This window comes from Streptomyces sp. NPDC002133, assembly GCF_040296405.1.
Taxonomy (GTDB): domain Bacteria; phylum Actinomycetota; class Actinomycetes; order Streptomycetales; family Streptomycetaceae; genus Streptomyces.
Genome location: NZ_JBEOXF010000013.1, coordinates 84,321 through 102,585 on the forward strand (window position 1 = coordinate 84,321; position 18,265 = coordinate 102,585).

The 18,265-nt window shown below is 70.7% G+C and carries 17 protein-coding genes and 1 pseudogene; 10 read left to right on the forward strand and 8 right to left on the reverse strand.

What is annotated here, in order from left to right:
• Window positions 1-3: 3 nt before the first annotated feature.
• The 4 genes from ABT078_RS16390 to ABT078_RS16405 all read right to left on the reverse strand — a co-directional run bounded on the left by ABT078_RS16390 (window position 4) and on the right by ABT078_RS16405 (window position 2,823).
• Window positions 4-948 (reverse strand): DUF5996 family protein, encoded by a 945-nt coding sequence (locus ABT078_RS16390; protein WP_351228127.1) that lies wholly within the window; start codon window positions 946-948, stop codon window positions 4-6.
• A gap of 163 nt (window positions 949-1,111) precedes the next feature.
• Window positions 1,112-1,852 (reverse strand): PP2C family protein-serine/threonine phosphatase, encoded by a 741-nt coding sequence (locus ABT078_RS16395; RefSeq protein WP_351228232.1) that lies wholly within the window; start codon window positions 1,850-1,852, stop codon window positions 1,112-1,114.
• Window positions 1,853-1,925: 73 nt separating this feature from the next.
• The gene (locus ABT078_RS16400) at window positions 1,926-2,426 is read right to left on the reverse strand and encodes a hypothetical protein (RefSeq protein WP_351228129.1); all 501 of its coding nucleotides are present in this window, start codon (window positions 2,424-2,426) and stop codon (window positions 1,926-1,928) included.
• 127 nt (window positions 2,427-2,553) lie between these two features.
• On the reverse strand, window positions 2,554-2,823 hold the full coding sequence (locus ABT078_RS16405) for an SLC13 family permease (RefSeq protein WP_351228234.1): 270 nt from the start codon (window positions 2,821-2,823) through the stop codon (window positions 2,554-2,556).
• Between the two features lie 331 nt (window positions 2,824-3,154).
• Between ABT078_RS16405 and ABT078_RS16410 the strand changes: the two genes are divergently transcribed.
• Entirely contained in the window at window positions 3,155-4,114 is a 960-nt protein-coding gene (locus ABT078_RS16410) for a D-2-hydroxyacid dehydrogenase family protein (RefSeq protein WP_351228131.1), read from the forward strand.
• 178 nt (window positions 4,115-4,292) lie between these two features.
• Here the strand turns inward: ABT078_RS16410 and ABT078_RS16415 are convergent, their stop codons facing one another.
• The gene (locus ABT078_RS16415; RefSeq protein ID WP_351228133.1) at window positions 4,293-5,138 is read right to left on the reverse strand and encodes a maleylpyruvate isomerase family mycothiol-dependent enzyme; all 846 of its coding nucleotides are present in this window, start codon (window positions 5,136-5,138) and stop codon (window positions 4,293-4,295) included.
• A 195-nt stretch (window positions 5,139-5,333) separates the two neighbouring features.
• Between ABT078_RS16415 and ABT078_RS16420 the strand changes: the two genes are divergently transcribed.
• Both ABT078_RS16420 and ABT078_RS16425 read left to right on the forward strand, forming a co-directional pair.
• Window positions 5,334-5,738: a YybH family protein gene (locus ABT078_RS16420; protein ID WP_351228135.1), complete on the forward strand. Its 405-nt coding sequence runs from the start codon at window positions 5,334-5,336 to the stop codon at window positions 5,736-5,738.
• The gene (locus ABT078_RS16425) at window positions 5,735-5,980 is read left to right on the forward strand and encodes an FG-GAP repeat domain-containing protein (RefSeq protein ID WP_351228137.1); all 246 of its coding nucleotides are present in this window, start codon (window positions 5,735-5,737) and stop codon (window positions 5,978-5,980) included. The genes ABT078_RS16420 and ABT078_RS16425 overlap by 4 nt, the downstream gene beginning before the upstream one ends.
• Window positions 5,981-6,112: 132 nt before the next feature.
• Here the strand turns inward: ABT078_RS16425 and ABT078_RS16430 are convergent, their stop codons facing one another.
• The 3 genes from ABT078_RS16430 to ABT078_RS16440 all read right to left on the reverse strand — a co-directional run bounded on the left by ABT078_RS16430 (window position 6,113) and on the right by ABT078_RS16440 (window position 9,025).
• Window positions 6,113-6,661 (reverse strand): DoxX family protein, encoded by a 549-nt coding sequence (locus tag ABT078_RS16430; RefSeq protein WP_351228139.1) that lies wholly within the window; start codon window positions 6,659-6,661, stop codon window positions 6,113-6,115.
• Window positions 6,662-7,161: 500 nt separating this feature from the next.
• Window positions 7,162-7,584: a hypothetical protein gene (locus ABT078_RS16435; RefSeq protein WP_351228236.1), complete on the reverse strand. Its 423-nt coding sequence runs from the start codon at window positions 7,582-7,584 to the stop codon at window positions 7,162-7,164.
• A gap of 277 nt (window positions 7,585-7,861) precedes the next feature.
• Window positions 7,862-9,025, reverse strand: coding sequence for an NAD-dependent formate dehydrogenase (locus ABT078_RS16440; RefSeq protein ID WP_351228141.1), 1,164 nt, complete (start codon window positions 9,023-9,025; stop codon window positions 7,862-7,864).
• A 217-nt stretch (window positions 9,026-9,242) separates the two neighbouring features.
• Here ABT078_RS16440 and ABT078_RS16445 point away from each other — a divergent pair.
• From ABT078_RS16445 to ABT078_RS16475, 7 genes and pseudogenes are all read left to right on the forward strand, one after another.
• A pseudogene (locus tag ABT078_RS16445) lies at window positions 9,243-9,515 on the forward strand (FluC/FEX family fluoride channel); the annotation flags it as partial.
• Between the two features lie 358 nt (window positions 9,516-9,873).
• A complete protein-coding gene (locus ABT078_RS16450) occupies window positions 9,874-10,116 on the forward strand; it encodes a FluC/FEX family fluoride channel (protein WP_351228143.1) in 243 nt (80 codons plus the stop codon).
• A gap of 116 nt (window positions 10,117-10,232) precedes the next feature.
• Window positions 10,233-10,511, forward strand: coding sequence for an FmdB family zinc ribbon protein (locus tag ABT078_RS16455; RefSeq protein ID WP_351228238.1), 279 nt, complete (start codon window positions 10,233-10,235; stop codon window positions 10,509-10,511).
• 80 nt (window positions 10,512-10,591) lie between these two features.
• A complete protein-coding gene (locus ABT078_RS16460) occupies window positions 10,592-11,230 on the forward strand; it encodes an AmiS/UreI family transporter (RefSeq protein WP_351228240.1) in 639 nt (212 codons plus the stop codon).
• A gap of 25 nt (window positions 11,231-11,255) precedes the next feature.
• Entirely contained in the window at window positions 11,256-12,506 is a 1,251-nt protein-coding gene (fmdA, locus tag ABT078_RS16465; RefSeq protein ID WP_351228145.1) for a formamidase, read from the forward strand.
• A gap of 278 nt (window positions 12,507-12,784) precedes the next feature.
• Complete coding sequence (thrS, locus tag ABT078_RS16470) at window positions 12,785-14,062, forward strand: threonine--tRNA ligase (protein WP_351228147.1); 1,278 nt, start codon at window positions 12,785-12,787, stop codon at window positions 14,060-14,062.
• A 550-nt stretch (window positions 14,063-14,612) separates the two neighbouring features.
• Window positions 14,613-18,191 carry a phosphodiester glycosidase family protein gene (locus ABT078_RS16475; RefSeq protein ID WP_351228149.1) on the forward strand — a complete coding sequence of 1,193 codons (3,579 nt, stop codon included), beginning with the start codon at window positions 14,613-14,615 and terminating at the stop codon, window positions 18,189-18,191.
• Window positions 18,192-18,265: the final 74 nt, after the last annotated feature.

Below are 18,265 nucleotides of genomic sequence, written 5' to 3' on the forward strand. Positions count from 1 at the left end.
CGATCAGATCGGTGGCAGCGGCAGGTGGGGGTCTGTGATTCCGCCGGGGCACGCGAATTCGTCGATGTCCCAGCCGGCGCGTGTGGCTCCGGCCCGGTACGCGCCGTCGTAGAAGTCGAGCACGGCGGTACGGGGATCGGACTCGGCGCGGGCGTCGTCGTACCGCAGCACGGCCAGATGGCTGTCCCCCCGCGGAACCCAGCGCGCGGACGCGGGTGTCAGCGGCTCCGCGGTCAGACCGGCGGGCTCGGGAGCCGTGTAGGAGTAGAACGCGGGCTCGGGGAAGGTCTCGTCGCCGAACCAGAAGCCGAAGCTGATCACCTCGCGGGAGTACGCCTCCCGCGTCACGGGGTCGACCTGCCGCGGCTGGTCGACCCGACGCCCGGAGAACCGCGTGTGGGCGATGTCGAAGGTGTGCCAGAAGTGATGGACCGGGCTGGCCTTGCCCGAGAACCGGGCCGCGAACTCCTCGAGTACCGATGCCACTTGGCTGAGGACCTGCCAGTAGCGGTTGGCCTGCACGGGATCGTAGGTCGCGTGCTCGGTGTCCTCGGAGAAGGGGCGGGCGGCGTCGGGCAGGTCGAACGGCCGCGGAATGTCGATGTCCACGGCGACGCCCAGTGCGGCCAGCGAGTCCAGGGTCGTGCGGTGGAAGGACGCCACGGACTGGCCGAAGAGCGGGAACGAGACCGCCCGGCCGTCCAGCGTCGCGACGATCAGCTGGTGGCCGACGAAGTCGAAGTCCATGGTGAAGATCGGATTGCCGTCGACGTGGCCCGTCGGGCGGGTGGTGATGCCGCGCCCGGTGAGATGGAACGGAACGTTCCACCAGTGGTTGCGCCGGTCACTCGCGGCCAGGCGGATCTTTCCGACGACCTGCGCGAAGCGGTGCAGCGTCTCCTTCGTGTCCCGCCACTCGGCGAGCGGCATCGGCGGGAAAGGCTCCATCGCCTGCTCCTTCCTGCCCGACTGTGCGGACGCCGTGACGCTTCCTCGCTGCTCCCCTCAGCATTCCCGCCTCGCACGCCAGGCGCAGCCGGAACCTCCGGCCACACCACAGCCAAACCTCCGGACTCCGTCGGCAGCGGGGCCGCCCGCCCCGTGTCCGGCGCTATTCGCCGATGCGGACCAGCGCGAGCGTGATGTTGTCGGGGCCCCCGGCCTCCATGGCGGCCTTCCAGAGTTCGAACGCGGCCCTGCCGTCGTCGTGCACCCGCAGCAGGCTCTCGACCTCGTCGTCCGGCACCGGGTCGGTGAGTCCGTCCGTGCACACCAGACAGCGGTCGCCCGCGGACATCGCGGAGACCGCGACATGGGGCGTGACGGCGGTGAAGACGGGGCCGCCGCCGAGCGTCTGGGTGACGGCGGAGGTGGTGCGCCGTCCGGGTGGCGGTGGCGGGCTGTCGTCGACGCTCACCTGGCGGAGCCCTTCGTCGGCCATGCCGTAGACCTTGCTGTCGCCGACGTTGAACGTCACCAGCGACTTCTCCAGCACGACGGCTCCGGCGACCGTGGTCCCCATGGTGACCAGTGCCGGATCGCGGTCCGCGGCCGCGTACACCGACTGATTGCAGAGGGCCAGAATCTCACGGACGGCTTCCTCGTCCTCCAGCGAGGGCCCGAGCGAGGCGAGGTGGCGGACGACGAGCCCGCTCGCCACCTCCCCGGCGGGCTGCCCGCCGAGGCCGTCGGCGACCGCGACGACCAGGGGGGTGCCCATAGGGAACAGAAGCGTCTGGGGATTCTCGGTCACGGTGCCGCAGAGGGTCCACGGCCCGACGACGAGGCTGTCCTCGTTGTGGTCGCGGATCAGCCCGACATCGCTCAGGGCGGTCACGGCTACGTACGGCACTGGCATCCCGCCTCTCCGCAGCGGCAGAGTCCCCCTCCTCCCCATTGTGACCCCGGCGCATCGGCGCCGCGGGTCAGTGCTTGAGCAGGGCCTTCGTGCCCACGATGACCAGTCCCAGAAGGAGGATGACCACACCGGTGACGACGATCAGGCGGCGCGGGGCACCGGCTCTGACCAGGGGGACGGTGGCCCAGACGACCTGCTCGGCGAGGGCGACGCCGAGCGCCAGCCATGCGGTGTCGCCCTCGCCGAGTCCGAGGGCCGGGCTCACCGCCACGGCGGCGGCCGGCGGGACGGCGGCCTGGACGATCGGCCATTCCCTGCGTGCCTCGTGGCGGACCACCTCCCACGACAGCGTCTGATGCGCCAGCCGGTCGCCCACGAGGCGGGCGTAGACGTGCGTGATCCAGAAGATCACGCCGGTGGTGAGCAGCATGACCACGAGCTGGAGCCGGGGGAAGGCGCCCAGCGTTCCCGCCGTGGCGATCACCGAGGCGGCGAGGAGCGAACCGTAGACCGCGCCGGAGTAGTCCCGGGCCGTCGATGCCGCCGGTTCGGGGCTGCGATGACTCATCCGCTCAGCATGCCGGGCGTTCCACGGCGTACGACGGCACCGCGCCCGGCAGGAAGCCGGTACGGGTCAGCGTCCCGCAGGCCGGTGTCCCGCCCGTCGGTGTCTGCGGGCCGGGTCGGTGGCGTCGTCACCCGGAAGGGCTCGGCCCCGGCCCGTTCGACCGCCGAGAGGGCCAGGTACTCGAACATGCCGGTCTTCTGAGCACGCCGACGATCACCATCATGCCGAGCAGCAGGAAGACGACGTTCCAGTCGATGCCGCGGTTCTGGAGGCGGAACGCGGAGACGTCGCCGGTCGCGCCGATCGCGAGTATCAGCCCGGCGCCGCCGAGTGCGGCCGCGACCCGGTGGATCTTCTCGCTGATGATCAGGGCGTCCGCGCCGACCCGGACGGTCATGAGTGCCGGCGTTGCCGAGGACCCAGCCGCCGCCGTGACGGCGACCGGGTACTTGGCCTCCGGCGATCGGTCGTACCCGACGAACACGACGGCGGCATTCGCCCCGACGGCCAGCCCGACGATCGCGGCCCAGCTCTGACAGTCGTTCGCGCTCCTCCGACGGGTGGCTCCGCGGGCCGGGTTCCCCGGCACAGGTACGTTGCCGGTGTCCGGCCGTCACCGACACGAGCGACACGAGCGCCCCGCCACCCGGCGACCCACCAACGATCTGCCGGCGACTCACGCCGAGTCACCAACGGCACCAACGGCACCAACCGAGGAGAGCGCCGACATGAGACTTCGCTGCGCCGTGCTCGACGACTTCCAGTCCGTCGCGACCACCGTCGTCGACTGGTCCCCCGTCACCGACGACGTGGACGTCGTCACCTTCCCGGAGCACTGCGGCTCCGAGGACGAACTCGTCGCCGTGCTCGCCGACTTCGACATCGCCGTCACCCTGCGCGAACGCGTTCCGTTCCCGGCCACGGTGTTCGCCCGGCTGCCCCGGCTCAAGCTGCTCGTCGCGTCCGGCATGCGCAACTCCGTCATCGACTTCGCCGCTGCGGAGCGGCACGGCGTCACCGTGTGCGGCACCGCCAGCTCCTCCGTCCCGCCCGTCGAGATGACCTGGGCGCTTCTCCTCGGCCTCGCCCGCGGGATCGTGGCCGAGTCCACCGCACTGCGCAGCGGCGGGCCGTGGCAGTCCACCCTCGGCGCCGATCTGCACGGCAGGCGGCTCGGTCTGCTCGGCCTCGGGAAGATCGGCGGCCGGGTCGCGCAGATCGGGCTCGCCTTCGGCATGGACGTCGTGGCCTGGAGCCAGAACCTCACCAAGGAGCGCGCCGACGAGGTCGGCACCGGTCTCGCCGCCTCCAAGGAGGAGCTGCTGGAGACCAGCGACTTCGTCTCCGTGCATCTGGCCCTCAGCGACCGTACGCGCGGTCTGCTCGGCGCCGCGGAGCTCGGTCTGATGCGGCCGACCGGCTATCTGATCAACACGTCCCGGGCGGCCATCGTCGACCAGGACGCGCTGCTCGCCGCGCTGCGGGACGGCACGATCGCGGGCGCGGGCGTGGACGTGTTCGACATCGAGCCGCTCCCGGCCGACCACCCGATGCGCACGGCGCCGCGGCTGCTCGCGACGCCGCACCTCGGCTATGTGACCCGTGACAACTACCGGACGTACTACGGCCACGCCGTCGAGGACATCCAGGCCTTCCTCGCGGGCTCACCCGTCCGGCGGCTCGGCTGACACCACGTCCTGCTTTGCTCGGGGTCCCGTGCCTGCGTGCCTGTGGGGCGTGCGGGCGGCCCGTCACGAGCCTTGCACGGAAGCGCAATTCACATCGTGGGATGCGGACGGGGCCGACCGCGCGGTGGCGGTGCCCTTTATTGCGTCTGTACGCAAACAAGGGTGCCCCGAGACGAGCTCAGGGCGCCGTGAAGAGCGTCGGGAAACGGGGGGCGAGCCAGGGCTTGCGGCCCCAGGCGAGGACACGGCCCCGGGCCATGGCGCCCCACGGTGCGCAGCGGCCGAGCGCCATGAGCAGGAACGTGACGGGCTCGATCAGGATCGTGCAGTCCGGGCGGCCCGGCGCCTGCGTGCCCACGGCGACCTCGCCGTCCGTGAACGTGACACCGATGCCGGCACCGCCCCGCAGACGGACCGAGTAGCGGGCATTGAGCCCGGTGGTGGCGGCGGAGTTGACGACCCGCGGCATGGCCGTGATCAGGAAGGGCAGGGTCAGCTCGACCCGGGTGCGGTCGATCATGTGTGGACGGCCCAGCGCGCGGGCGAGGTCGTAGCCGTGCCCGAGCATGTGCGTGAGCAGATACGAACCCAGCTCGGCCAGGCCCATCGGACCCAGCGGCGTGAGCGGGGTCGCCGCGGCGGACCCCTGCTCCGCCGTCTTGAGGGAGGCGGCGAGGAAGGCCTCCGCCTGCGCCACGATCATGTCCGCCAGCGGGTCGGCCCCGCGTTCGTCGAACGCGGCGAGCGCCTGCTCGTTGGCCGCGGCCAGGCTCTGCGGCGTGCCGTCCCCGTAGCCGCGTTCGGTTCCGGCCGCCAGGTCGGCCATCAACTCGTTGGCCTGTGCCAGATGCGCCGCCGCCTCCCCGAGACTCCACTGCGACCCGGGGACGGGCACGCCCGTGTCGGTGACACCGCGCAGCAGCGCCGCGATCTCCTCAGCGGTGCCGTGTATCGCGTCGCCGAGTCCCTCGGGCAGCACGCCTCGCTCCCGTACGCCCCGCTTCTGCCCGCTCGTCGACTCCACGCGCCACCCCTCGGCATCAACCTCGTCCGCGCCCGATCGCGCTGCGCGTACCCAACCAGGCGGCGGGTGCCGCGACAAGAGCCGGCCGGTGACCGATGACTTGCGCGTGCCGCGAGGGTCCTCACTTATGCGCATCCGCTATACATATCCGCACACATCCGCCGCACGGCGCGGCACCGATGAAGGGACGCGGTCATGGCCGACGACGAGAGGGAGATCAGGGCGCTCGTCGAGCGCTGGGCGAAGGCGGTGCACGAGGGTGACATCGACGGTGTCCTCGTCGATCATGCCGACGACATCGTGATGTTCGACGTGCCGCCGCCCAACGACGGGGTACGGGGCATCGACCGCTACCGCGACACCTGGCCGCCGTTCTTCCTGTGGCAGCGGCAGGGCGCCTCGTTCGAGATCGTCTCGCTCGACGTCACGGCGGGCGATGACGTGGCCTTCGCCCACGCGCTCCTGCGCTGTGGGACCGAGCAGGAGCTGCGGGAGGATCCGGACAACCGGCTGCGCCTGACCATCGGGCTGCGCAAGGAGGGCGGGCGCTGGGTCGTGGCGCACGAGCACCACTCCTTCCCGCTCCTGATCGAGGAGTGACGGGGCGCCTCGCCTCTGTATGCGTCCGTACGTGTCTCTGTATCTGTACGCGTCCGTGGGGCGGCTCCTGCAAGGACGTCATCGGCGCCGGAGACTTCAACGGCGACGGCAGGAACGACCTCGTCTCCCGCGACACCTCCAACCGCCTCTGGCTCAACGCGGGCACCGGCACCGGCACCTTCGCCAACCGCGTCCCGGCCGGGGATGCGACGTACTGGAAGAGCTGGGCTTCCCTCGCCTGACCGCGATCCGCGCTGTGGGTCGCCGGCCCGAGGTCCACGAACCCTCGGGGCGAGCGCCCCGACTCGACCACGTACCCGGCGTCCCGGACGGGCAGCGGCGCTCGCGCCGGGGGACGTACGCCGAGAGGCCGGCTACAGCGCCAGGACGATCACGGCCGCGACGACACCGAGGCCCAGGGCGACCGCAGCCGGGAGCCATCCGCCGTCCCGCCAGGGGAAGGGCGCGTCGAGCGAGAGGCGTCCCGGGCCCACAGCGGCGATGGTGAGGGCGGCGACGGCCAGGACCATGGGGTAGGCGAAGGCCGGTCCGGCCGCGGACCACAGCGACATGTCGGTGGCGACCGACATGGCGTTGATCATGACGCCGATCGAGGCTGCCGCGGCGAGCGGAGTGAGCAGTCCGACGGCGAGGCCCAGACCGCCGAGGAACTCGGAGGCTCCCGCCAGGCCGGCGAAGAAGAGGCCGGGCTCGTAGCCGAGCTTCGCGAAGCCCCCGGCAGTGGCGTCCAGGCCCGGCCCCCCGAACCAGCCGAACAGCTTCTGGGCACCGTGGCCGGCCAGGATCACGCCCACCGCCAGCCGCAGCAGGAGCATGCCGACGTCGGCAGCGCTCACCGTCCACGGCGCAGGGCCCGCGCCGTGGACGGCGGAGCCTCGACCACGCTCAGTAGGCAGTTTCATGGGGGAATCCCTTCCTGCGACGACAGCCGTGCCGACGGGCCGGTGCGGTCAGGCGGAGCAGTTGTCGGGGCTCGGGGCACGCCGTGCGGCGTGAGGGCCCGGCTCGCGGCGCCCTCACTCACCGATACTCCCCGCTCACCGCCCCGAGTGCAGCCTGACAGGCCTCCGTGACGCCGCCCCGCACCGGGTCGGCGACGGCGTGTCCGCGGGCAGGACCGGGTGGGCGGGCCGGGCACGTCCGCCCCGATGCCACTGTCGGGGACGGGCCGTTTGCCCGGTCACGCCGGCCCGTGTCGTCGCCCACGCGGGAGGCCAGGAGTTACGCGGCTCCGTCGCGCGGATACGCACTGTTCGCCACCCGTCGGCTCCGGGCCGCGCGGATTACCGGCTGTGCGGCCGTGGCGTCGACCGTATGTTCGCGTCAGTCGTGGAGAGCGAGCCCCCGGCCAGGGGCTCCCTCTTCTCACGTTCCTCTTCTCAAGCAGGCGGCCGCGAGCTTCTCAGAGCTTTCCGCCGATCTCGCACGCCCGGCACGGCGGCCGGCCGCAGGTGCACTGCATGATCGCCTCGAGGACCTCGCGATCGTGGTAGAGGCACTCGTCCTTGCAGGTGTGGCGCGGGATGAAGCCCGCCGGGATCTCACCGGGCCACGGCTCGTGACCGTCCCGGCAGCGGGCGAACCGCTCGGGGTCGGTGGAGTGCAGGTCGTGCATGCTCGACCGCGCCTCGTCCTCCAGCTCCCGCACCCGCTGCACCAGGCTCCTGAGCTCGGAGGCGATGCCGGCGTACCGGTCGGCGCCGGTCCTCACGTGTGCGGCCCGCAGCGCCATGACTGCGTTGCCCAGAAACCGGCCTGCATCCTGAAGGTCGGTCACGTGATGCATCTGAATGCCGTTCACGCCCCGTACCCACACGGCGTCCATGCTGCTCACAGATCCACCTTCCCGGCCTTCACCTTGGTCTTTTCTTGCGAAACAGTATGCGCGGCGCGGGTGCCTCCGCATAAGGAAAACAAAAACTAATTACGGACGCTAAAGGTTTCTCTCGTCGCCCGTCCAGCAATTTCGGCGTGAGTGCGCTCACAGCAGGGCGGTGGATCTCATGCCCGGTCTTCTGCCGGGTCATCTGCCGTGCCTTCTGCTGGATCTTCCGGTGGATATTCCCGGATCTTCTGTCGATTCGTCCGCCGGTCGTTATTCGTTATCCCGCGACCGTGTAGGAGCGCGCTCCCGTCCCGGCGAGTCCGCCGCCGTCGACGATCAGGTACTCCGGGCGAATGGGGCGCCCGTCGAGCCAGCACTCCAGGATCTCCCGGGTGCCGGCCGCGTAGCGGGCCTGCGCCGAGAGGGTCGTACCGGACACGTGCGGCGTCATCGCCTCGTACGGCATGGTCCGCCAGGGATGGTCGGGCGGTGGCGGCTGCGGATACCAGACGTCACCGGCGTAACCGGCCAGTTGGCCGCTGTTGAGGGCCTGGACCACGGCGTCGCGGTCGACGATGAGGGCGCGTGCCGTGTTGACGATGTACGAGCCTCGCTTCATGGCCCCGATCAGCTCTTCGTCGAAGAGGTTCTGCGTCTGGGGATGCAGCGGGGTGTGGATCGACAGCACGTCGACCGAGGAGGCCAGCGCGCGGACGTCGGGATGATGGGTCAGCTCGAGCTCCTCCTCGACCTCCTTGGGCAGCCGGTGCACGTCGCAGTAGTGCAGGGTGACGCCGAACGGCTTGAGGCGGCGCAGTACCGCCTGGCCGATGCGGCCGGAGCCGAGGACGCCGACGTCCATGCCTTCGATGTCGTAGGCGCGCGTCACGCTGTCCGCGATGTTCCAGCCCTTCTTGGCGGTCACCCACTCATGGGCGGGCATGTAGTTGTGCACCAGGGTGAGAATCTGCATGACGGTGTGCTCGGACACGCTGATGCTGTTGCTGTAGGTCACTTCCGCCACGGTCATGCCGTGGGAGATGGCGCTCGGCAGGTCGACGTGGTCCGATCCGATCCCGGCCGTGATCGCGAGTTTGAGCTGCGGAGACGCGGCGATCCGTTCGGGGGTCAGATAAGCGGGCCAGAAGGGCTGCGAGATGACGACGTCGGCGTCGGGAAGCTCGCGGTCCAGGGTGGAGTCCGCGCCTTCCTTGTCGGACGTGACGACAAAGGTATGGCCCCGCTCCTCCAGGAAGCGGCGCAGCCCCAGTTCTCCGGAGACGCAGCCGAGGAGCTGTCCCGGAGTGAAATCGATGGCTTGCGGGGTCGGTGCGGTCTGACCGCCCGGATAGCCGGTGATGGTGGGAATCTCGTCGCGGGCGTACTCGGGTGGATAACCGCCCACGGGATCCGGATAGAGCACCGCAAGGATCTTTGCCATGGCCGTCCTCCATCGGTGGGGCCACTGCTCCGGTCGAACCGGCAGGGCACCGGTGAACCGGACAGGCGCCGATGATCTTGAATTTTAGTCGAGCAGGCGTCGGAGCTGCAATCCCCGGCAATAATGGGGGAGGTGTGCGAGCGGATAGGAATGCCGCTATATCCATGAGACCGCCGATCGAGCCGTTCCGCTCGCGTCTGAGCGGGATGTCCTGGCGATGATCGCGCTCGGAGGGCTCCTGGGCGGCTCGGCCCGTTACGCCCTGGAGTTGGCTTTTCCCAGGCCCGGGACGGCGTTCCCGTTGACGACGTTCGCCATCAACGTGTCCGGTTCGTTCCTGCCGGCGCTGCCGCTCGTGAGCGTGCTCGAGATCCGGCCGCCGACCCGGTACGTGCGGCCGTTCGCCGGCGTCGGGTTCCTCGGCTCCTTCACCGCCTTCTCGACCCGGATGGTCGACACCGATCGCCTGCTGGGCCACGGCCATTACGCGACCGCGGCGTTCAACGTCCTCGGCAGTCTCCTCGCCGGACCGGCCGCCACCGTGCTCGGCCCGGCCGTCGCAGGCGGTCGGCGGCGCGGCGGGCACGGCTCGCCACGCGACGCTGCCCCGCACACCGGCACGGGCGGCACACCGGCACGGGCGGTGGATGCGGTGATCACTCTGCTCGCCGTCGTCGGTGCGGCGGCCGCGCTCGGGGCAGTTGCGCGCTACGTGCTCGACCAGGACGTGCAGTACCGAAGCCCCGGCGACTTCCAGCGCGGCACGTGGCTGATCAACGTCACCGGCTCGTTCGTGCTCGGGCTCCTCGTGGGCCTCGGCGCACGGCACGGGCTGCCGGAAACAGGTCGTGACCATTGTCGGCGTCGGCTTCTGCGGCGCATGCACCCCGTTTTCCACGTTCAGTTACGAGTTGATCCTCCTGAGCCGGAAAGTGCAGACCGAAAAAGCCGTGCTGTACGCCGCGTCGAGCCTCGTGGTCGGTCCGGCGGCGGCAGCGGCGGGGCTCGCCGTGGGGTCGTTCGGACAGGGCCCCCGCGTGAGTGCCGGCAAGGGTTCCGGCAAGGGCCGGCCCGGACCGTCCGGCACTTGACACGTGGATGTACGAGACGTCTCCTTGAAAGAGGAAATGCACTGTGGCGTGCGCCGATCGGGGCGCGTCGCACATACTCGGGTTGGCCAGCGTCCACCGGCATCCGGAGGCTGCTGATGGCAACCTATGAATATCTATGCAGTAGCTGTGGACCTTTCGACGTGAAGTTGGCCATCGGAACAGCGCCCACCGTTCACGGCTGCCCTGTCTGCGCAGGTACTGCGAGACGTGTGTACACCTCGCCCGGGTTCACGCAGAGTTCGCACACGGTCGCTGCCCTCCACGAACGGGAGGAACAGTCCCGTGATGCCCCGGCGGTGGTTTCCGAAGTGCCGCCACGCAGGGCGGTGCCACGGCGCCCGCACCCCGCGCTCTCGCGGCTGCCAAGACCCTGAGGGCGGTGGTCGACAAGGCTGAACGTCTCCAGGCGGGTTACGACGATTCCGGCCCCTCGCGGGCTGAGGAGGTGCGTCCCGTGGGCAACGTGGGACTGCTCTTTGTCGGTGCGGTGCTCTTCATCAACGGAATGCTGCTGCTCGGGAAGGTCGACGCCAAAGCGGCGGCGGTGTTCAACCTTTTCGTCGGTGCACTGCAGGTGCTGACGCCGACTTACCTCATCTTTGTCGCCGCCGGAGATCCCGCAGGGATCCTGGCGGCATCCGGCATCTATCTGTTCGGCTTCACCTACTTGTATGTAGGCGTGGGCCTCCTCGCCGATATCGACAGCACCGGCGTCGGCTACTACTCGCTGTTCGTGGCGGTTACGGCCCTGGGATACTCGTTCGTCAATTTCCGGCTCTTCCAGGACTACGCGTTCGGGGTCATCTGGCTCTACTGGGCATTCCTGTGGTTCCTGTTCTTCCTCCTGCTCGGCCTCAAGATGGACAGTCTCAGGATCTACACGGGCTGGGTCACGGCGATCCAGGGCTGGGTCACGGGCGTGATTCCCGCGGCGCTGCTGCTCTCCGGTTACTGGGTGACTCCCACCGAAATCGCCATCGCACTGGCGGTGTTCGGCGTGGTGGTATTCGCGGCGTTGTGGCCGCTCACCCGGAGTTCGCGGCAGCCGGCCCCAGCGGCCCCGCCGGCCGGAAGCGTGGGCGCACCCACGTGACCTGATCCGAAAATGAGGAGCTGTTATGCCCGAAGAAATCTTCCATGTGGACCACAGCAAGTCGATGCGTGACCAGGACGTTCCCGGACACAACAGGTGGCACCCGGACGTCCCCACCGTCGCCATGGTGAAGCCGGGAGCGGAGTTCCGCATGGAATGCCGCGACTGGACCGACTGCCAGGTCGGCAACAACGACACCGCCAACGACGTACGCGACATCGACCTGACCATCCCTCACATGCTCAGCGGTCCGATAGGCGTGGAGGGCGCCGAACCCGGCGACCTGCTCGTCGTCGACATACTCGACCTCGGCCCCGTGCCGCAGCAGACCGGCGACGCGGCCGGCCAGGGCTGGGGCTACACCGGCATCTTCGCCAAGGCCAACGGCGGCGGCTTCCTGACCGACTATTTCCCCGACGCCTACAAGGCGATATGGGACTTCCACGGACAGCAGGCGGTCTCCCGGCACCTTCCCGGGATCCGCTTCACCGGGATCACCCACCCCGGGCTGTTCGGAACAGCCCCGTCCGCCGAGATGCTCGGCCGCTGGAACACCCGCGAGCAGGCGCTGATCGACACCGACCCGAACCGGGTCCCGCCACTCGCCGTACCGCCGGACAGCACCAACGCACTCGCCGGCACGGCCACCGGGGACCTCGCCAAGCGCATCGCCGCTGAAGGCGCACGCACGGTGCCGGCCCGCGAGAACGGAGGCAACCACGACATCAAGAACTTCACGCGCGGTTCGCGGGTCTTCTACCCCGTACACGTCAAGGACGCCAAGCTCTCCGGAGGCGACCTGCACTTCAGCCAGGGCGACGGAGAGATCACCTTCTGCGGCGCCATCGAGATGGGCGGCTTCATCGACTTCCACGTCGACCTGATCAAGGGCGGCATGGAGACGTACGGCATCTCCACCAACCCCGTGTTCATTCCGGGCAACGTCGAGCCGAGGTACACGGAGTTCCTCACCTTCATCGGGATCTCCGTCGACCACGACACGGACACGAACTACTACCTTGACGCGACGCTGGCCTACCGCCGGGCCTGCCTCAACGCCGTCGAGTTCTTCAAGAAGTTCGGCTACAGCGGAGAGCAGGCCTACCTGCTGCTCGGCTCCTCGCCCATAGAGGGACGCATCAGCGGCATCGTCGACATCCCCAACGCCTGCTGCTCGCTTTACGTACCCACCGCCATGTTCGACTTCGAGGTCCGGCCTTCCGCCGCAGGGCCGATGAAGGCGGACCGTGGCAAGTGCGCGACGGCCAGCGCCTGACCGCCCGACCGTTCGACCCGACAACGACGGCCCCGCAGCCCGGAGGGACTGCGGGGCCGTACTGCGGGGCCGTGGCGCCGGACTGTGGGTTCACCCGAGGGGCCCACCCGCCCGACCAGGCGCGGCCGCACCGGAAATCCGATCGCCCGCGGCTCGGGCACGGCGGTACGGTGGCCGGCATGAAGCGCGCTGCTGTGAGCATGACGACGACGCCGGAGAGTGTCCCGGCGCGCTGACAGCTGTTCTGTCCGAAGCCCCGGGGCGAGTGCCCCGGGGCTTTGCCGTGTGGTCATCCGTCCCGAGCCGACGTCCGCGAGGAGACCACGATGCCCGACCACCGCAAGCTCGGCCGTGAACTGGACCTGTTCGACACCGATCCGCTGATGGGCGCGGGGCTGCCGTACTGGCTCCCCGACGGCGCGGCCGTGCGGCACGCCCTGGAGGAGTACATCCGCGGCGCCGAGCGCCGGGCGGGCTATCGGCACGTGTACTCGCCCGTGCTGGGCAAACGTGAGCTGTACGAGATCTCCGGCCACTGGTCCCACTACAGCGACGACATGTTCCCCCCGATGGACCTCGGAGGCGAACAGGTCGTCCTGCGGCCGAGCCTGTGCCCCCACCATGCGCTGATCTACCGCTCCCGGTCCCACAGCCACCGCGAACTGCCGTTGCGGATGGCCGAGCTGGGCGGTATGTACCGCTCCGAGCTGTCCGGCGTGCTCGGCGGACTGACCCGCGTACGGGCCATCCAGCTCAACGACGCGCACATCTTCTGCACCCTGGGCCAGGCGGCCGACGAGGCACGGGCGGCGCTGGAGCTGATCCGCCGCGCCTACGAGGCCCTGGGCGTCCGCCCTGTCCGCTACCGGCTGTCGCTGCCCGGTCCCGGAGGCAAGTACGTCGCCGACCCGGGGATGTGGCAGCGGTCCTGCGCGCTGCTCACCGACGTCCTCGACCGTTCGGGCGTGGCCTACGAGGCCGTCGAAGGGGAGGCGGCGTTCTACGGCCCCAAGATCGACGTCCAGATCGCCGACAGCGCGGGCCGTGAGACCACCCTGTCCACCGTCCAGATCGACTTCCACCAGCCCGAGCAGTTCGATCTTGACTACATCGGCCCCGACGGTGCCCGACACCGGCCGGTCATGGTCCACCGCAGCATCATCGGCAGCGTGGAGCGGGCCGTCGCGCACCTCATCGAGGTCCACTGCGGCGCCTTCCCCGCCTGGCTGGCCCCCACCCAACTGGTCGTGCTCCCGGTCTCCGACGGGCAGTTGGACCAGGCGGCCCGGCTGGTGCGCCGCTGTGTCGACCAGGGGCTGCGCGCGGAGCTCGCCGCACCGGACCAGGGCACCCTGGCCGCCCGTGTCCGCGCCGCACGGCTCGTCCCCTACCAGGCGGTCATCGGCGCCAAGGAGGCCGCGCACGATCACGTCGCCGTACGCCTGCGCGACGGACGGCGTCTGGACGCCCTGCCCGCCGACGAGGTCCTGGCCCGGATCGGCGCCCTGGTGAGCGCACACACTACCGAGCTGTGGGACGGCGACGCGGCGGGGTGACGGGCCGATCCGGAGGCCCAGGTCGGTGCCCCGGGCCTCCGGATCCGACGGTCGGGTGAACGGGACGGGCAGGGCCGGGTCCGCACGAACCGGGCCTCGGCCGGAGGCCCGGACCCTCCGGAGACGCCGTCCTCCGTCCGCGTGCCGTCGGCACTGAGGCCGAACTCGCGCTGCCGGTCGCCGCATTCGTTGCCGGGTCGCCGTGTGCCTCCGCCTCGAGGACGAGCGGGATCGTGGACCGCGAGCCCGGCCGGCGCGTCCGGGCGCCCGACGCGGGACTGCTTCGCCCTGTGTTCCCACCGGATTGGCCGAGCGGTCACCGGATCCCGCGGTTGGCCTGACCGCATGCGGAGTGCCATCCCTGGCGCAACGTCAGCCATTGCGCGATAAAGTGACGAAGCGTCATATTCTCCGCCACATGTACAGGCCATCACGACGAGCCATGCGTCCCAGGTCCGGGCCGAGTGAACTGGTCGAGACCAGGTGTTCTTCCCGACGTCGCCGACGCCCTCTGGTAAGCCGTCACAGGCATGGCGATCCTGAATCGCCGATGAGTGCGCGGCAGGCGCGCACCCTGTCCGCCTTCACCGGAGTTGCCGTGCTATTTCCTGGACTCGCAAGACCCGCGGTCGTCGTGGCGGCGTGTTCGGCCCTGGCGCTGGGCGCCGCCGGGCCGGCCGCCGCCGGGACCGTACCGCCGCCCGAGCCGCTTCCACGGTCCGCAGCCGAGATGCTGCGGGCCGTTTCGCCGCCCGGAGCGAGCAACGCGGACGACGGCGGCCCGGGCGGGGGCTTCGGGAGCTTCTCCGTCGCGGACGGCGACGGGCTCGAGACCGCCCGGACCACCCGTCCCCTCGCCCCGGGCGTCGAGTTGACCTCGTACGACCGGCTGGAGTCCGACAAGTGGCTGCGGGTCGACGCGCTCTCCGTCGACCTCACAGGTGGCACGAAGGTCGACTACCTCTACCCGGGCAGGGTCGCCGCCCGGAAGACCGTGTCGCAGCTCGCCGCCGAGCACGATCCCGGACCGGGGCGGCGCACCGTGGCCGCGATCAACGGTGACTTCTTCGACATCAACCAGACTGGGGCTCCGAGCGGTGTCGCCGTCGACGACGGACAGCTCGTCAACTCCCCCGCGAATGGTTATCACCGGGCCATCGGCATCGGCCCGGCCGACGCCGGCCGCATCCTCCAGCTGTACTTCGACGGGACGCTGACCCTTCCCGCCGGGACCCGCTCGCTCGCCGCGCTCAACGCGGCCAATGTTCCGGCGGGCGGCGTCGGCGCCTACAACGCCCAGTGGGGCGAGGCGGACCGCGCCCTCACCGTCGACGGAGCGCAGCGCACCGCAGAAGTGACCGTCGTGGACGGCAAGGTGGCCACCCCGGCCGCCGCGCCCGGCAAGGGGCCGATACCGGCCGGCACAACCGTGCTGGTCGGCCGCGACGCCGGGGCCGACGCACTCGCCCAGCTGGCCGTCGGCGACCCGGTCGCCCTGGAGTACCGCCCGCGCGCCGACACCGGCGACGCGCCGCACACCGCCATCGGCGCCAACGAACTCCTCGTCGTCGACGGCAAGCCGGTCAACCACGAGGGCGGCGGCAACAACACCGCGGCCCCACGCACCGCCGTCGGCTTCTCGCAGGACGGCAGCCGGATGCACATCCTCAGCGTGGACGGCCGCCAGGCCGACTCCGGTGGCACCACCCTCACCGAGCTCGCCCTGATGATGCACCGCGCCGGCGCACACAACGCCATCAACCTCGACGGCGGCGGTTCCTCGACGCTCGTCGCCCGCGAGCCGGGCAGCGACACGACGCAGGTGGAGAACAGCCCCTCGGACGGCACCGAGCGGACCGTCCCCAACGGTCTGGCCTTCACCGCCCCCGACGGCAGCGGGAAGCTCAAGGGCTACTGGGTCGAGACGGCCGTGAACCCCGGCTCCGCACCCACCGTCGACCCGGTCAGGGGCGGCCACCCCGAGCGCGTCTTCCCCGGACTCACCCGCCGCCTCACCGCGGCCGGATACGACGAGACGTACGGTCCTGCGGCTGGGGCGCCGCGCTGGTACGCCGAGAACCCCCTGGTCGGACGTGCCGGGCCGGACGGTGTGTTCACGGCGCGGCACAGCGGCAGCACCACGGTGACGGCACAGCGCGGAAGCGCCCGCGGCAGCGTCCGGTTGACCGTCATCGACGAGCTGGACCGGATCACGCCGTCCGCCCGGCGGGTCGGCCTCGCCGACGCGCAGGCGTCCGGGCGCTTCGGCATCGTCGGCCTCGACGCACACGGCACGAGCGCCCCCATCGAGCCGACCGACGTGAGGCTCGACTACGACCGTGGCCTCTTCGACATCACGCCGGACGCCGAGGGCGGCTTCACCGTCAAGGCGCGCACCACGCAGCCCGCGGCCGGTCAGGTCAGGGCGACCGTGGCCGGCAGGAGCACGGTGCTCGCTGTCACCGTCGGTCTGGCCGAGCAGCAGGAGGCGTCCTTCGACGACGCCGACCGCTGGACGTTCACGGCGGCCCGCGCCTCCGGCTCGGTCGCGCCGACGGCCGACGGGCACACCGGCACCGGCCTGGAGATCGCCTACGACTTCACCCAGTCCACCGCCACCCGCGCCGCGTACGCCAATCCGCCGGGGCAGCAGATACCCGTCGACGGCCAGCCGCAGTCGTTCGGGCTGTGGATCAAGGGTGACGGCAACGGCGCCTGGCCGACCCTGCACCTGAAGGACTCGGCGGGCTCCGACCAGTTGCTGCGCGGGCCCTATGTGACCTGGACCGGCTGGAAGTACGTCGAGTTCGCCGTCCCCGCCGGCGTCTCGTACCCCCTGACCGGCTACCGCTTCTACCTCGCGGAGACCGGGGCCGCCCGCTCGTACACCGGAAAGATCGTCATCGACGACCTGACCGCGAAGGTCCCGCCGGCCGTCGAGCTGCCGGCCGAGCCGGCCCACCGTGACCCGCTCGTCGACCCGGCGGCGAAGGTCGAGGGCCGCGACTGGCGGTTCGCGGTGATGTCGGACGCGCAGTTCGTCGCCCGCAGCCCCGGCAGCCCGATCGTCGCCCAGGCCCGGCGAACCCTGCGGGAGATCAAGGCCGCCCGCCCGGACTTCCTGCTCATCAACGGCGACCTGGTCGACGAGGGGTCGCCCGAGGACCTCGCCTTCGCCCGCAGGATCCTGGAGGAGGAGCTGGGCGACGACCTGCCCTGGTACTACGTGCCGGGCAACCACGAGGTCATGGGTGGGAAGATCGACAACTTCGTGGCCGAATTCGGCCCCGCACAGCGGACGTTCGACCACGACGGCACCCGCTTCGTCACCCTCGACACCTCCAGTCTCCGGCTGCGGGGAGGAGGCTTCGCGCAGATCAAGGAGCTGCGCCGGCAGCTGGACCTGGCCGCGGCGGACCCGGGGATCGGCTCGGTGATGGTCGTCCAGCACGTGCCGCCGCGCGACCCCACACCGCAGAAGGGCAGTCAGCTGGGCGACCGGAAGGAGGCCGCCGTGCTGGAGAACTGGCTCGCCGACTTCCGCCGCACGACGGGCAAGGGTGCGGGGCTCATCGGCAGCCACGTCGGCACGTTCCACGCCGAGCACGTGGACGGCGTTCCGTACCTGATCAACGGCAACTCCGGGAAGAACCCCGCCACTCCCGCGGACCGGGGCGGCTTCACCGGATGGTCGCTGGTCGGCGTCGACCGGGTGTCGCGGGCGCAGCAGGCAGCGGCCCGTTGGCAGCCGTGGAACGGCGGCCCCGACTGGGTCTCCGTCCAGACCAGGGCGCACGTCGACGGCCTGACGCTCACCGCCCCGGCGGCGCTGCCCGCAGGGCAGGACACCGACGTCGTGGCGACGGTGCTCCAGGGCGAGGGCGCCGGTGGGCGTGAGGTGCCGGTCGGCTTCCCGATGAGCGCGGACTGGAGCGGCTCGCCGACCGTGTACGTCGGCGACCCCGACCGCGCCATGCCCTGGCACGTCGCGGCGTACGACCCGGCGACGGGCCGCCTCACGGGCCTGAGGCCCGGTGCCGGGACGCTCACGGTGACCGTCAACGGGGCGATGGCCGAGGCCCGCTTCACCGTGGCCCGCCAGGTCCAGGGCCAGGCCCCGGCGGCATAACCGGGCACGAGCGACCGGAGGGCGGCTACGGTGGCCAGGCGCGCAACAAGCGCATCGCGCACCCCGTGCGCCTG

Excerpts from the sequence above, each read along its gene's own strand:
- ABT078_RS16435 (WP_351228236.1), bottom strand. The coding sequence starts at position 7,584 with ATGGACGCCGTGTGGGTACGGGGCGTGAACGGCATTCAGATGCATCAC.
- fmdA (WP_351228145.1), top strand. The coding sequence starts at position 11,256 with ATGCCCGAAGAAATCTTCCATGTGGACCACAGCAAGTCGATGCGTGAC.
- ABT078_RS16420 (WP_351228135.1), top strand. The coding sequence starts at position 5,334 with ATGGCCGACGACGAGAGGGAGATCAGGGCGCTCGTCGAGCGCTGGGCG.
- ABT078_RS16405 (WP_351228234.1), bottom strand. The coding sequence starts at position 2,823 with ATGACCGTCCGGGTCGGCGCGGACGCCCTGATCATCAGCGAGAAGATC.
- ABT078_RS16410 (WP_351228131.1), top strand. The coding sequence starts at position 3,155 with ATGAGACTTCGCTGCGCCGTGCTCGACGACTTCCAGTCCGTCGCGACC.
- ABT078_RS16455 (WP_351228238.1), top strand. The coding sequence starts at position 10,233 with ATGGCAACCTATGAATATCTATGCAGTAGCTGTGGACCTTTCGACGTG.
- ABT078_RS16475 (WP_351228149.1), top strand. The coding sequence starts at position 14,613 with ATGAGTGCGCGGCAGGCGCGCACCCTGTCCGCCTTCACCGGAGTTGCC.
- ABT078_RS16440 (WP_351228141.1), bottom strand. The coding sequence starts at position 9,025 with ATGGCAAAGATCCTTGCGGTGCTCTATCCGGATCCCGTGGGCGGTTAT.
- ABT078_RS16390 (WP_351228127.1), bottom strand. The coding sequence starts at position 948 with ATGGAGCCTTTCCCGCCGATGCCGCTCGCCGAGTGGCGGGACACGAAG.
- ABT078_RS16430 (WP_351228139.1), bottom strand. The coding sequence starts at position 6,661 with ATGAAACTGCCTACTGAGCGTGGTCGAGGCTCCGCCGTCCACGGCGCG.
- ABT078_RS16400 (WP_351228129.1), bottom strand. The coding sequence starts at position 2,426 with ATGAGTCATCGCAGCCCCGAACCGGCGGCATCGACGGCCCGGGACTAC.